The 13685-nt window shown below is 66.3% G+C and carries 15 protein-coding genes; 7 read left to right on the top strand and 8 right to left on the bottom strand.

The features are described from left to right. Positions 1-29 precede the first annotated feature (29 nt). The 6 genes from AC5P8Y_RS09935 to AC5P8Y_RS09910 all read right to left on the bottom strand — a co-directional run bounded on the left by AC5P8Y_RS09935 (position 30) and on the right by AC5P8Y_RS09910 (position 5608). Positions 30-563, bottom strand: a complete 534-nt coding sequence (locus AC5P8Y_RS09935; protein WP_049403420.1) for a Cif family virulence factor — start codon at positions 561-563, stop codon at positions 30-32. Between the two features lie 68 nt (positions 564-631). Then, a complete protein-coding gene (locus AC5P8Y_RS09930) occupies positions 632-979 on the bottom strand; it encodes an RcnB family protein (protein ID WP_005409930.1) in 348 nt (115 codons plus the stop codon). Positions 980-1113: 134 nt separating this feature from the next. Continuing rightward, positions 1114-2550 (bottom strand): efflux transporter outer membrane subunit, encoded by a 1437-nt coding sequence (locus tag AC5P8Y_RS09925; protein ID WP_111188386.1) that lies wholly within the window; start codon positions 2548-2550, stop codon positions 1114-1116. Beyond that, positions 2547-3431, bottom strand: a complete 885-nt coding sequence (locus AC5P8Y_RS09920) for an HlyD family secretion protein (RefSeq protein ID WP_049403418.1) — start codon at positions 3429-3431, stop codon at positions 2547-2549. Before AC5P8Y_RS09920 ends, AC5P8Y_RS09925 begins: the two co-directional genes overlap by 4 nt. Position 3432: 1 nt before the next feature. After that, positions 3433-3642, bottom strand: a complete 210-nt coding sequence (locus tag AC5P8Y_RS09915) for a DUF1656 domain-containing protein (protein WP_049403417.1) — start codon at positions 3640-3642, stop codon at positions 3433-3435. 4 nt (positions 3643-3646) lie between these two features. After that, a complete protein-coding gene (locus AC5P8Y_RS09910) occupies positions 3647-5608 on the bottom strand; it encodes an FUSC family protein (RefSeq protein ID WP_329772600.1) in 1962 nt (653 codons plus the stop codon). A gap of 79 nt (positions 5609-5687) precedes the next feature. On the opposite strand from AC5P8Y_RS09910, the gene AC5P8Y_RS09905 reads away from it, so the two are divergent. After that, positions 5688-6482 carry an AraC family transcriptional regulator gene (locus AC5P8Y_RS09905; protein ID WP_033835087.1) on the top strand — a complete coding sequence of 265 codons (795 nt, stop codon included), beginning with the start codon at positions 5688-5690 and terminating at the stop codon, positions 6480-6482. A 35-nt stretch (positions 6483-6517) separates the two neighbouring features. Here AC5P8Y_RS09905 and AC5P8Y_RS09900 read toward each other — a convergent pair whose 3' ends face one another. Further along, entirely contained in the window at positions 6518-7339 is an 822-nt protein-coding gene (locus AC5P8Y_RS09900; protein WP_049403415.1) for an alpha/beta fold hydrolase, read from the bottom strand. Positions 7340-8463: 1124 nt separating this feature from the next. Here AC5P8Y_RS09900 and AC5P8Y_RS09895 point away from each other — a divergent pair. Beyond that, the gene (locus AC5P8Y_RS09895) at positions 8464-8853 is read left to right on the top strand and encodes a hypothetical protein (RefSeq protein ID WP_049432813.1); all 390 of its coding nucleotides are present in this window, start codon (positions 8464-8466) and stop codon (positions 8851-8853) included. A 10-nt stretch (positions 8854-8863) separates the two neighbouring features. Continuing rightward, complete coding sequence (locus AC5P8Y_RS09890) at positions 8864-9199, top strand: DUF6984 family protein (protein ID WP_033835085.1); 336 nt, start codon at positions 8864-8866, stop codon at positions 9197-9199. 45 nt (positions 9200-9244) lie between these two features. Here the strand turns inward: AC5P8Y_RS09890 and AC5P8Y_RS09885 are convergent, their stop codons facing one another. Further along, complete coding sequence (locus tag AC5P8Y_RS09885; RefSeq protein WP_049432816.1) at positions 9245-9619, bottom strand: hypothetical protein; 375 nt, start codon at positions 9617-9619, stop codon at positions 9245-9247. A 566-nt stretch (positions 9620-10185) separates the two neighbouring features. Between AC5P8Y_RS09885 and moaA the strand changes: the two genes are divergently transcribed. From moaA to AC5P8Y_RS09865, 4 genes are read left to right on the top strand one after another with little or no spacing between them, the layout of a single operon-like run. After that, positions 10186-11166 carry a GTP 3',8-cyclase MoaA gene (gene moaA / locus AC5P8Y_RS09880; protein ID WP_049432818.1) on the top strand — a complete coding sequence of 327 codons (981 nt, stop codon included), beginning with the start codon at positions 10186-10188 and terminating at the stop codon, positions 11164-11166. Between the two features lie 8 nt (positions 11167-11174). After that, a complete protein-coding gene (gene moaCB / locus AC5P8Y_RS09875) occupies positions 11175-12173 on the top strand; it encodes a bifunctional molybdenum cofactor biosynthesis protein MoaC/MoaB (protein WP_049403410.1) in 999 nt (332 codons plus the stop codon). Next, a complete protein-coding gene (locus tag AC5P8Y_RS09870) occupies positions 12170-13423 on the top strand; it encodes a molybdopterin molybdotransferase MoeA (protein WP_049403409.1) in 1254 nt (417 codons plus the stop codon). Before moaCB ends, AC5P8Y_RS09870 begins: the two co-directional genes overlap by 4 nt. After that, positions 13423-13683, top strand: a complete 261-nt coding sequence (locus tag AC5P8Y_RS09865; RefSeq protein ID WP_005409914.1) for a MoaD/ThiS family protein — start codon at positions 13423-13425, stop codon at positions 13681-13683. Before AC5P8Y_RS09870 ends, AC5P8Y_RS09865 begins: the two co-directional genes overlap by 1 nt. The last annotated feature ends 2 nt before the right edge of the window (positions 13684-13685 follow it).

Raw genomic sequence — 13685 nt, 5'->3', positions numbered from 1 at the left:
GGCCTGGGTTCGGCCCCGTCAAGCGACGTTCAATCGGCCGGGCTGCGTGAATCGCGGACCGAGTAGATCACCGAGAAGATCTTCCAGCCTTGTTCGGTGCGGATCAACTGCCACATCTCCTTGCCCCAGTTGGTCTTCACCCCATCGTCGTGGAAGCTGTAGTCAAACGACACCGAAGCCACATCGCCATCCGTCTCGATCTTCGTGTTGGAGAATGTCTCCTCCTTCGGCTTCGGCGAGGCGACCACCCCGTCGATCAGCGCGATGAAGTTGTTGGCGGGAATCTGCCGTGCCTTGATTGCATCGGGCTTGGCCTTGCGGATGTCCTGCAGGCGCACATCCTCGGAAACGAACTGCCAGCCGATGTCTTCTGGTTTGTCCGAGAAGAACAGGCCCATGTAGGTCGGCTTGTCCTTGTTGATCAGCGAGGTGCGGAACGCTTCGACCACCTGTTCGATCGCTTTTACATCCGCCGCTGATGGTTGCTGGCTAGCGTGGGCCGGCTGGCCTGCGATGAGGCCAACAATGAGAAACGCGCTCTGGAATCCGGTGGTTCGCATCATTCATGTCGGCCGCAGTGTGGTGGGAGCGCGCCAGGGCCACGGCTACAGGGCCCCGGCGCGCTCCGCATTCAACGATGCAGCGCGTCAACAATCAAGCCGGTGGCGATCTCCACCAGCAGGTACTCGTTATCGGACTGGCGCACCCAGCGTCGGTCGCGGCCCGGCTCGCGCAGGTCATAGCGCGCGTAATCGTCTACCCAGTAGCGGCGGTCCACTTCGGCCCACGGCAGGCGCTCGCCACGTCGCCAGGCCTTCTTCTGCCAGCCCGGCGGCGGCGCATCGCGGTGGTGCGGGCCGCCTGCGTGCGGCGGCGGGCCGTTGCCTCGGGCGTGGTGCGGCGGATCGGCGAAGGCGGGGGCCGCGGCCAACGCGGTGGCTGCGCTCAATGCGATGGCAAGCAAACGTGTGGTCTTCATGGGGATGCCTCCGTCATGGCCGCAGCATGCGGCGCTGTTGCGGGAATATAGGGCAATCCATGTGAATGAATGCGGGTGTAGGCGGTAATTTCCTGAACAGACGGCGGGGCCTGAAGTCGTCGCCAGGCAGCGGGTCATTGGACCGCGCCCGGGGCCGAATCCGTTGCGGCCCAGCCTCCGCCCAACGACAGGAAAAGATCCATCTGCCGGTCAATGCGCTCCGCGCGCGAGGCGGCCAACGCGGACTCCGCATCTGCCAGCTCGGCCTGGGCCGAAAGCACGTCGAGAAAATCGATCCTGCCGAAGCGGTAGAGCTGCTGTGCCTGTTCGGTGGCCCGGGCTGCGTCCCGACGCGCGTGCGCCAGGCTGCGCTCGCGTTCAAGCTCCTGCGTGCAGGCAGAAAGCGCGGTCTCGGTCTGGCGCAGTGCCTGCAGCACGATGCCGTCAAAGGAAGCGAGAGCGGTCTCCGCATTGGCACCGGCCGCCGCGATGCGGGCCTTGGCTACGCGGCGGTTGGGCCAGTGCCATGACAGTATGGGGCCGATGCTCGCACCGAAGCCGTCGGCAGACAGCAGATGCGCCGGTGTGCCGGCCACGCCCGAAGAGGCGCCAAGGGTGATCTGCGGATAGAGAGCCGCCGTCTCGAGACCGATCATTGCAGTCGCGGCGGCCAGGCTGCGTTCGGCTGCGCGTACGTCAGGGCGCCGCTGGAGCAGCTGCCAGCCGTCACCGATCGGCAATGCTTGCTGCAGCTCAGGGGGCTGTGGGCACCCTTCTGCTTCCCTGGGATAGTCTGCCGGGACTTTGCCCATCAGTGCGGCCAGTTCGAACAGTGAGGCCTGCCGTTCCGCCAGCAGGTGCGGTATCGCCGCCGCGCTGCGATTGACGGCGGCACCGGCACGGCTGACATCGAAGTCCGTTCCGCGCCCGCCGGCAGCCAGCCGTCGGGTTGCCTCCAGCGTGGCGCGCTGTATTGCCAGCACTTGCCGGGTTGCAGTGAGCGTGTGATTGCTTGTGCACACCTGGAGATAGGCACGGGTGACGGCCGCAGCGACGACCACGCGGACCTGGTCGCGTGCCGCAGCAATCGCCTCCGTGTCCGCGTTGGCGGCTTCGATGCCGCGGCGGATGCCACCTGCGAGATCCAGCGGATAGGAGAGGTGGAGGCCCAGCGCGTACGACTGCGGCGCGGCCGACGCCTGGGTGTAGCCACCGGCATGGACGAGCGTGCCCGATGCATCCACGTCCCCTTGCACGGCACCGCGCGCGCGGTACTCCAGCACGGTCGCGCTGGCGCGCCGGAGGTTGGCATTGGCGGCGCGCAGGTCGGTATTGGCCGCCAGAGCATCGCGTACGTAGGCGTCAAGCTGAGGGTCGCCATACAGTCGCCACCACCGATCCGGTGGCGCGTCGTGGCTGAACGATGCGTCCTGGCCCGAGACGAACGCCCGCGCCGCTCGTGGGGAGGCTGCGACAGCGCTCGCCGGCAGGTGATAGTCGGGGCCGGACACGCAGGCCGTCATCGGCAGCAGCAGGGCAAACAACCCACAACGTACTGTCCGCACGCTCACTTGCAGGCTCCCGCTGCCGAGGGCGTGATGGTCACATTTGCGGTGCGACCTACGATCAGGCGCGTATCCGGCGGCGCATCATCGATACGGATGCGTACCGGGATGCGCTGTGCCAGCCTCACCCAGGTATAGGTCGGCGCCACGGCGGGCAGCAGGTTGTGCGTGCTTGAGCGCTGATCGTCGGCAATGCCGGCGGCGATGCTGTCAACGTGTCCGCGGACATCGCGGGTGTCGCCCATCAGCCGGGCCACGGCGGCATCGCCCTCGGTGATGCAGGTCAGTTTGGTTTCCTCGAAGTAGCCTTCGATACGCAGGCTGTGGGTGTCGATCAGCGCCAGTGCCTGCGCACCGGGTTGCAGGTAGTCGCCCGCGTGCAGGTCCAGGTTGGTGACGATGCCGTCGGTGGTTGCGCGCACCTCGGTGCGTTGCACGTTGAGCTGGGCGACGCGCTGTTCGGCTCGTGCCTGGGCCAGGGCGGCCAGTTCGGTATCGACCTTGGCGGCATTGCGTTCGCGTGTTTCCGAGGCGACCAGGTTGCCAAGTGCGTTGTCCCGTGTCGATTCGCGGCGGGCCAGCGCCAGCGTGGCGCGAGCGCTGCTGACCGCTGCATCGGCCTTCTCAAGCGCGGCAGTGAAGCGCGGTTGATCCAGCACCAGCAGCAGCTGTCCGGCGCTGACCCGCTGGTTGTCGTGCACCAGCACCTGGGTGACCAGCCCCCCCATGTCCGATGCAACGCGCACCACATCGGCGCGCACCCGCCCATCCCGCGTCCACGGGCGCATTTCGTAACGCTTCCAGATGGACAGTGCGGCGACGACAGCAATCGCGAATACAACCAGCGTAGCGCTCCAGCGCCCGATGACGGCAAGCAGGTGTTTCATTTCATTTCTCGAGCAGGGGCGAGAGCCGGATCATCAGCTCCACCAGGGTCACGAACAGGGACAGGCCCACCAAGGGCCGCGCGGCGAACAACCGGTACAGGCCGAGGCTGGCGAGCAGGCGTGAGGTCAGCATCGACAGCGCCAGCGCGGCGGCGGCCACGGCGAGCAGGCCGGGAATGAGCACGCCATCAATGGAAAGATCAGAGAGCATGTGGTCAGTGCCGATGGTTAAGCGGGGATGCCAGCAGGTCGCGGCGCAACCCGCTGAGCAGGTGCGACAGATGCTCACGATCAGCCCCGGTGCTGGCCGCAGCTGCCTCGCGCATGCGGTCCAGCAGTTCCAGAAGATGGATGTCGACACTGCGTGCCGTGTGGGCGCGAACCCCGAAATGTGCAGCGATGCGTTCGACCAGCGCAGCATGAAGCGCCCGAACCTGCGGGTTGTGCAGCCGCTTTTCCAGCGCGCGGAGTTGGCTGGATGCACGTGCCGCACGAACGTCCGCAAACAACGCCCGCAGGTCGTGCGCGGCGCTGGAACGGCCCTGCAACCTGGGAGCGAGCAGCCCGATTCGATCCAGCATTCGGCTAAGCCACGCGCGGGTCACATCACCTTGTCCGGCGGCGTGTCGTGCGATATCCCGACGGATGGAACCCTCCAACCGCGTGCGGTTGCGGCCCGCATCGGCGGTCTGGAACAACTGCATGCTGCACAGTGCCATTGCCGTACCGACGAACAACGCAACGCTGTTGTTGAGTGCGCCGACGATGTTGGTCGAATTGGTCGCGCCCAGGCCGGCGATGAGCGGAAACGTCAGCACCACGCCCAGCGCAGCCATGATGAAGGGCGGCCGGGCCAGGAACGATCCGCATAGCAGCAGCGCAGGCGCCAGCGCGGCCATCAGGCCGACGAAATCGGACAGCGCGGGGAAGATCAGCAGACCGTAGAGCAGGCCGACGGCAACGCCGATGCACGATCCCACCAGGTAGCGCATGACATGCGGTGCCGGCGCTTCGATCGTGCCGAACAGCACGCACGCCGTGCCGATGATGGACACCGCCGTGGCGCCGTCCGACCAGCCCGTGATGATCCACAGCACGCAGCTCAGCAGGATGCCGACGAACGCGCCCAGCGCGCTGCGCGCGGCGTTCCTGTGATCCCGGTGAATCACTGCGCCCTGCACATTCCGCGCAAGACGGTCAGGCACATGCAGGCGCCAGTCGGGGCGGGCAGTGTGCAGTTGTGCCTGCAGCACGCGGCAGTCGGCGTGGGCGAGGTCGAGCTCGGCCTGTTGAGCGGCGAGGCTGGCCTGCAGCAGATCGCGCCAGCCGCTTGCATCCATTGTGCCGGCCTGCGGTGAACGCAGCGGAGCGATGGAATCTTCCACCGCGCTGGACAGCATCAGTACGTCCAGCATCCGGTCATGCAGGGCACGCAGGATCTGCACCTGGGCGACGCCGTGGGCGCTGTCGAAGGGCAGGTGGATCGACAGCACATGCAGCTCGAGCAGGTCGGCGGCCACTTTCGAGCGGTCCGTCGCCAGCACCGTGTCCGATGCACTGGCGCGCATGTCGCGTGTCCATCGTTCCGCATCTTCCAGCACGGCAGCAACCCGTGCGTGCACGCGCATCGAAACCCGGCGCGGCAGCACCAGTCCATGTACCAGCGTTGCGGCCAGGATGCCGATGGCGATTTCCTGCACCCGCGTGACGGCAATGGTGAACACTTCTCCCGGCACCATGACCGCAGGAAACCCGATCAGGCTGGTGGTATAGCCGGCCAGCAGGAACGCGTACGCACGTGGCGTGCGGTCGAGCATCGCCAGGTACAGGCACAGCGCCATCCAGGTGGCGAGCGCGGCGCTCAGCACCAAGGGCGCATTGGCGAAGCGTGGCACCAGCGCGACGGTGGCGACGGCCCCGCCCACGGTACCGAGCAGGCGGAACAGGCCGCGGCTGAGCGTTGCCCCGGAAAGAGGCTGTGATACCAGATAGACCGTGCCGATCACCCAGAACGGGCGGTTCAGGCCGACCCTTAGAGAGACATAGAGCCCCAGCGACGCGGCGAGCAGGCATTTGAGCGAGAACAGCACCGCCTCCTGGTCGGTCCTGACGGCAGGGCTTTTAAACCGCGCAAATGCCTGGAGCAGGTGGGGGCGGAGCGGGCTGGAGGAGTGCATGCGGCTCATCCTAGTGATCGGCCGGCATGGCGAATTTCGCTACAATGACAATCAATCACTAAAACCGGTCAATGTGAGAATGGCTCGCATTTCGCTCCCCGGCTTTGACCTGGACCCGGACGAGACCGATCGCCCGGCGGTTGCCAGCCGCCTGCAGGTGGCCGAGCACGACGCGGAAATTCCGGTGCATGAGCATCGAAAGGGTCAGCTCATTCTTGCGCTGCATGGGGCGGTGACCTGCGAAGTGGCCAATGCGCTGTGGATCGTGCCGCCCCAGTGTGGCGTCTGGATTCCGGGCGGCATGCCGCACAGCAACCGCGCCACCGCCAACGCGCGCCTGTGCTACCTGTTCGTCGAGCCCGGCATCGTCGACCTGCCGGCGCAGTGCGTGACGCTGGCCATCTCGCCGATGCTGCGCGAGATGATCCTGCACCTGGCCGACGCGCCGCTGGACTATCCGCATGGCAGCCACACCGACCGGCTGGCGCGGGTGTTGCTGGACGAGCTGGTACAGATGCCGGCCGAGCATCTGTCGCTGCCGGTCAGCCATCACCCGAAGGTGCGTGCGCTGGCGGCGGCGCTGTCGGCGGATCCGTCAGACCGCAGCACCATCGGCCAGTGGGCCGTGCGCCTGGCCCTGGGCGAGCGCACGTTGACCCGCCTCATCGAACGGGAAACGGGATTGTCCTTCGGGCGCTGGCGGCAGCAGCTGCACCTGCTCATCGCCATTCGTGAACTCGCCGCCGGTGCACCGGTACAACGCGTTTCCGAGACGCTGGGCTATGAGTCGGTGACGGCCTTCATCACGATGTTCAAGAAAGCGCTTGGCCTTTCCCCGGCGCGGTACTTTGCGGTGCGCCTGCGTGGGCAGTAGCCGGGAACAACGGGGGAAGCCGTTGCCTGGAACGGCTACTTCAAGGTGCCGGAGACTGATTGAATCGCGGCCACCACCGCAGCGGGATCCTCGCGCTGGAGGGTGTGGCCGGTTGCCAGGTAGCGGTGCGAGCCGCGCGTGAACCCCGAGAAGAGCAGGGCGTGCTGCGCCTTCCAGAGCGCCTTGCCCGCTGCGGTTTCCTCGAAGAACAGCGGTTCGGCAGCCAGCTGCGTTGCAGTCAGCAGCGCTACCGGCACGTCCGGCATCGTGCGCGGGGTTTCCGCACCGGGTGCATCCAGCTGTTCGGTCAGCACGGCGTAGTCGGCGGCCATGGCTGGCGGCAGCATCGCCCGCAGCTGGGCATCATCTGCCTGCACGCGGGCACTGTCGGCCTGCTTGAACGCATGGCGCTGACCCATCGTGGCCGGGTCCACCAGCACCAGGCCCTGCAGGCGCTCCGGATGGCGGCGTGCAAACTCCGTGGCCAGCAGGCCGCCATAGGAGTGACCCACCAGCACAACGCGGCGACCGGGAGCGAGCGTATCGATCACGGCCGTGAGGTCGGCCAGATGCGCATCGATGCGCTTGGGGTGACCGTCGCTGCCGGACTTCCCGAGTCCCGCACGGGCGTAGGCGATGCTGTGGTAGTCGCGCCCCAGACCGGCAACCACCTCCTTCCAGGCCCCCGCGCCCTGCCCGAAACCGGATTCAAAGACCACGGTGATCGGGCCGGCCCCCATCTCTTCGGCCTGCAGTGTGTAAGCGCCTCGATCCACCTGGATTTCCCCTGCGTGCGCGGTGCCCACTGCGGCCATCATGGCGGCCAGCGCCCACAACGTCACTCGGCTGCTTTTCATTGCCATTCCCTTGGGCCGTGACGCGTGCCAGCCCTTCCGATGGGTCAGGTCTGCAGCGGAGTGCCACAGCCTGCCGACCTCGCGACAGGCCGTGCTGGTAATGTAGTGAGGTATAACACCTAATCCCTGTGCAGGAAGTCATGGTGCATGAGGTCGCTGCGCCTGTGATGCGGGTTGTTCCGCCCGCCTATCAACGCGGCTGACCTTGCCGGCATCTGGTGCGTCGGATCTGACGCTGCTTTTGCCCATTGTCGCCGGCGTTGCAGCATTTGGAGGAAGGGATGCCGGCAATCTATTAGGTTGCATTGGCTATCGTCTGCGCTATGGTTGGAACTCAAACTGTGTATTGAGCCCTATGAAGCTGACGCGCGGATGGTTTCTTGCACTATCTGTAATGTGGCTGGCCATTTCCGCTTTGATGCTGTGGCTGGGCCGAATCTGGGATGCGTTTGGTGCCTTCCTGGCTGCGACAGCCTTCGTTCTCGTTGCCTTTAGGAGAAAGCGGCATTTTGCAGACGGGTCCCCGGAATAGCGGGCCTTCTCAACCACCGCTTTGCAAGGGAGCTTGAGATTATGACGTCATAGGTAATCGCATCGCGCTGGTCACCTCGGCAGGTACCGCCAGCTACACCATCCGGCAACTGTTGACCGTGGTGAATGCGAACGTCAGTGCGTTCAACAGGTGCATTAACAATGCGAAGAAGGGGCGAAGGTGAGGTATGCCGCAGCTGTCATTGCCGGTCTGGTTCTGGCCGGCTGTGCAACATCGGGTGGCGATATGATCGTGCGCGTCTCGGGAAGCGTGCCGCCAGGTCAGGGTGACGTTCGCGCTCTCGATTGTGAGCTGAGCATGCTCGGGGAGGGCGAAGGTGTAGTTTCGTCGAAACCGGTTGGAAGCACATTCTCGGTCCCCATGATGGTCGTTGCAGGGCCGGAACCCAGAAGCTACCAATTCGCAGTCGAATGCAGGGACGGTCGAAGGTTCGCATCCAAGGAAGTACGGATCAGTAGTCGGCGGTCCTATGCCCGGGACCTCAACCTTGGGGAGCTTCAGGAGCGGGGAGAGAGAGGAAGGGGCGGATGAGGTCGCACCACCGTCGTATGAATCTGGCGGATTCCAGTAGATGAACCAAGATTTCAACTCCCTTGAATGGTGTGACGCCACGTTGCTGGCCTTCAACATTGACAGGAGCAATCCTGGTGTGTGCGATGAGGTAAAGGTCCGGGTGCGCTGGCCGGATGGTCGGGAGTCAATCGTTTGCTTCCCGGAAGCCTACGGTTGCTCCGCGCTCATGAACTTCGGCGTACTGGGGGAGGAGGGAATAGAGTTCGCCATGGTGGACGATGACGAGCCGGGACTTGCTCATCTTCTTGATCGTTGGAAGGCGGTCGGCTATCCGCTGTCCGGTCTGAAGTGTTTCCGTATCGAGACCAGCTCGACCGGAAGCGTCATTCTCATCTACGCCAGGACATGGCGGATCGAGCATCTGCCGATGGCGGATGCAGTGCCCTGAAGGACATTCCGTGCCCAGATTCCTCACCCCCGACGAGGTCTCCCTCATCCACAGGCTTCTGCCCGAGACGACCGAGCTGTCCGAACGGTTGTTGAAGGATCTGGCACTCGCCCAGGTGGAGGACGTGGAGGTCGTCGGATTCGGGGGCGTGGTGTTCCTGTCCAGCACGACTCAGGTCTTCGGAAGTGACATTGCCACGGCCATGCTTGCCGATGCCGACGGCGTGCCGGTGAGGGTCACCTTGTGCCTGGACAATCAGGATCAGCTCTTCGAGCTGGAGCTGTGCAAGGTGGACTTCTCGCCGATCATCGGCATCGATCTGAGGAGCGCTTTCAGCGAGCACTGACGCCTGCTGAAAGCGATCCTCCCTGAAGGGCGTGGCACATGGCATTCACCCTTCGGGCTGCAACCGCCCCACCGCCTGCGCGCACAACGACTGGCAGGCCATGACCAACCCCTCCATCACCCGGTCGCCCACGTACTCTTCCGGTTCGCCATTCTGCCGGGTGCGTTTGGCCGCCAGCAGCATTTCCAGCACCACCCGCAACCCGTTCAACGCGCAATCGGCATCGGCCAGGGCCAGGCAGCGCCCGGGCAGCTGATGCCGCTCCGGCCAGGGTTGTCCGTCGGCCGCCGCACCGGAGCCGATGCGGTGGAGATTGGCAATGAAGGTGTTCCTGTCCACTGTTGGCGCAGCCGGAGGCGAACCGTCGTCGCCGGCGGTGCTGCGGTAGGCGTGCAGATGCGGGAAGTCCGATTCGTTCATGGCAAGGCTCCGTGGAGGGCAATCGGTAGCCGCCACCCATAAAAGTGGCGGACGGTACGTGGTTCGAACACCGGGTTGATGTCAGTCCGGCGGGCCCGAAGGCCCCCACGCACCGCCCGCCATAGCCGGCAGACGGATTGCCAGCCGGCGCCACGCTAGGGTGGCGCCGGCTGGCAAGCGCATACATCAACATCAACTCGGGTGTTCGAAGCCCGGCCACCCTTTTCCGGTGGCACGCCATCTGAGCCCCTGGCGCTGTGCAATGCCAATCAGAAGAGTTGCAAACATCACTCGATTGGAGACGCTTTTGACATTGTCCTACGCTGTTAAGCCCCGCCAGTGCTGGCTGGCGTAGTGACCCGCCCGCAGCGTGCAATCTGCGACAGGGGTCGAGGTTGTCACGGCGAACGGGACGGGCGGGGAGGGCCTATCACGACAGGTGGTGCCAATTCAGGCTGCGTGGCTCCCGGGTTGACGCTTTCAACGCCCCAGCGCACTCTGCGGGCTGGGGTCGACAACCCGTTCAGGGGCAGGGCTGCAGGGTGGTACCAGGAGGCGGAACAGCCATGAGCCAACTCACCGACAGCTTCGGACGCAGCTTTCCGTACCTGCGCTTGTCGCTTACCGAGGCCTGCAACTTCCGTTGCAGCTACTGCCTGCCCGACGGCTACCAGGCCGATGGCCGCCCGCGCTTCCTGCAGGTGGAGGAGATCGGCCGCCTGGTGCGGGCCTTTGCCGCGCTGGGCATGAGCAAGATCCGCCTGACCGGTGGCGAGCCCAGCCTGCGCAAGGATCTGGACGAGATCATCGCCACCGTGGCGGCGGTGCCGGGCATCCGCAAAGTGGCCATCACCACCAATGGCACGCTGTTGCCGAGGCGCCTGCCGGGCTGGCACCGGGCAGGCCTGACTGCGCTGAACGTGAGCATGGACAGCCTGCAGCGCGAGCGCTTCCACACAATCACCGGCCACGACCGTCTGCCAGAGATCCAGCAGGGTCTGGCGCTGGCGCAGGCGCTGGGCGTTTCGGCAATCAAGCTCAACGCAGTGCTGCTGCGCGGCCTGAACGACGACGAGCTGCCGCAGTGGATGGATTACCTGCGTGACCGCCCCTTCAGCGTGCGCTTCATCGAACTGATGCGCACCGGCGACAACGAAACCTACTTCCAGCGCCATCACCTGCGCGCCGATCGGGTGATCGAGCAGTTGCTGGCCGCTGGCTGGCACGAGCGGCCGCGCGCCGCCGACGCCGGCCCGGCGCGCGAGTTCGGCCACCCCGACCATCGCGGCAGCATCGGCATCATTGCCCCGTATTCGCGTGACTTCTGCAAGGGCTGCAACCGCCTGCGGGTGACCGCCAAGGGCGACCTGCGGCTGTGCCTGTTCGGCGAGTTCGGCGTGCCGCTGCGCCCGCTGCTGCAGCGCGACGAGGACCATGACGCGCTGCTGGCACGCATCACCGCCCAGCTTGGCCTGAAAGCGGCCGGGCATGGACTGCACCAGGGCCAGACCGGGCTGACCCCGCACCTGGCCTCCATCGGAGGATGAGCAACACGATGAGTGGGGAATTGAATGCGGCCTTCCATATGGCCGATGTGCGCAACAAGCGCATCAGCCGCCGCCGTGCGGTGGCGGTGGGCGAGCTGCATGCCGGTCCGGTGGCCTATCCGCTGATCGTCGAGCGCCGCCTGCCCAAGGGCGATGCGCTGGTGATGGCCGAGATTGCCGGCCTGCAGGGCGCGAAGATGGCCTCGATGCTGATGCCGCTGTGCCATCCGCTGCCGCTGGAACTGGTGCAGGTGTTCTGCGCGCCGGTGCCGGAGCGGCAGGCGATCCGCGTGTGGTGCGAGTGCGCCAGCGAGGCGCGCACCGGCGTGGAAATGGAAGCGTTGGCCGGCGTCAACGCGGCGCTGCTGACCCTGTACGACCTGAGCAAGCCGGTGGAGCCGGCGTTGCGCATCGAAGGCATCCGCCTGCTGTTCAAGGAGGGCGGCAAGCGCGGCGTCTGGCTGCACCCGGATGGCATGGACGAGACCGAGCGCGTGCGTTTCAACCCACGTGCACCTAAGGGGTTGGAGGGTGCGGCCTGCGCGGTGATTACGCTGAGCGATCGCGCCAGCGAAGGCACTTATGAGGATGTGTCCGGCCCGACCCTGGTGACCGGCCTGAGAAAGCTGGATGGCGACGTAGTGGCCGCCGAAGTGCTGCCCGATGGCATCGAGCCGTTGGCGGGCCGCCTGCAGGCCTTGGCTGCCGAGGGCGTGCGCCTGTGCCTGTGTACCGGTGGTACCGGGCTGGGCCCGCGTGACCTGACCCCGGAAGCGCTGCGTTCCTTGAACGCGCGGCCGGTGCATGGCCTGGCGCAGATGGTGCGGGCGCTGAGCGCACAGCACACGCCGATGGCCTGGCTGAGCCGCGCCGAGGTGGTACAGCTGGGCAACATGCTGGTGTTTGCATTGCCGGGCAGCCCGAAGGCGGCGGCGCAGTGCCTGGATATCCTGGCGCCGGTACTGGGCCATGCCCTGGCGATGGTCGAGGGGGATGGCCACGCATGATCACCTACAGCGAAGCCCTGCAGCACCTGCTGGACGCGGCCACGCCGCTGCCGGCCGAACGTCTGCCGCTGCATGAGGCCAGAGGCCGTACCCTGGCCAGCGACATCCTCAGTGGGCAGTCGCTGCCGCCGTTCGACAATTCGGCGATGGACGGCTTCGCGCTGCGCGCCAACGGCGCGACGTTCGAGGCCGGTACCGAATTTGCCGTGCAGGGTTGGCAGGCGGCCGGCGATGCTGGCGCCGAAGGCGGCGAGGGTGCCTGGGAAATCATGACCGGTGCGCGCATGCCGGTTGGGCTGGATACGGTGGTGCCGGTCGAGAATGTGGAGATCCTCGCCAGCGAGGACGGCCGCCCGACCCGCATCGCCCTGAAGACATCGGTGAAGCCGGGCCAGAACGTGCGCCTGCGCGGCGAGGATGTGAGCGACGGCGAGCGCGTGCTGCGGGCCGGGCAGCTGCTGGGCATCAACGCGCGCACCCTGCTGCATGCCATCGGCGTGGGCGAGGTGGCAGTGGTGGCACGGCCGAAGGCGGCGGTGATCGCCACCGGCAGGGAACTGGTGACCGAGGCGGCGCAGGCGCTGGAATCCGGTCAGATCCGTGACAGCAACCGGCCGTACCTGGTCGGCCGCCTGCAGGCCGCCGGTGCCGAGGTGGTCTGGCAGGGCACGGTGGGCGATGACGTGGCCGCGTTCAATGCGGTGCTGGATGCAGCGCTGGACGCGGGTGCGCAGCTGTTGATCAGCACGGGCGCGGTGTCGGCCGGCCGCTACGATTTCATTCCCGACGCGCTGCGCGGCCGGGGGGCGCGCATCGTGTTCCACAAGGTGGCGATCCGCCCCGGCAAGCCGTTGCTGTTCGCGGTGCTGCCCAATGGCGCGCTGTATTTTGGCCTGCCGGGCAACCCGGTCTCCGCTGCCGTGGGCCAGCGCTTCTTTGTCGAGCCGGTGCTGCGCCGCCTGCTGGGGCTGGCACCCGAGCAGGTGCTGACGTTGCCGCTGCAGGCCGACGTGCGCACGCCGCCGGGCCTGCGCTTTCATGCGCGGGCCCGGGTGGAAGTGGACGCGCAGGGCCGCCTGAGTGCGCGCGTGCTGGCCGGGCAGGAGTCGTTCCGTTTGATGTCCATGCTGCAGGCCAACGCCTGGGTGGTGCTGGAAGGCGAGGGCGGTCTCGCCCCTGCCGGCACGCCAGTGCGCGTGCAGGGCTGGGGTCATCAGGACCCTGTGCAGCTGGCGAGCCAGGAGCCGTGATGAGACAGGTGAATCTGCAATTGTTCGGTGCGTTTTCCGATCTGGATGCCAGCCGCGAGATTGCCGTGGACGTGGCCGGTGGCACCGTGGCCGATCTGCGCCAGGCGCTGCGCGAGCTGCTGCCGCTGCGTTGGCCGGGTTTCCGTGCCGGCCTGCTGGATTATTCGGCGTTCGCCGACCAGCAACGCGTGCTGCGCGACCACGAGGCGCTGCCCGACGATGGCCGGGTGGCGATCCTGCCGCCGGTGAGTGGGGGCTGAGC

It is taken from the genome of Stenotrophomonas sp. YJH_SMC_12-1 (assembly GCF_059370935.1).
This window is presented reverse-complemented; position numbering and strand designations above follow the sequence as displayed.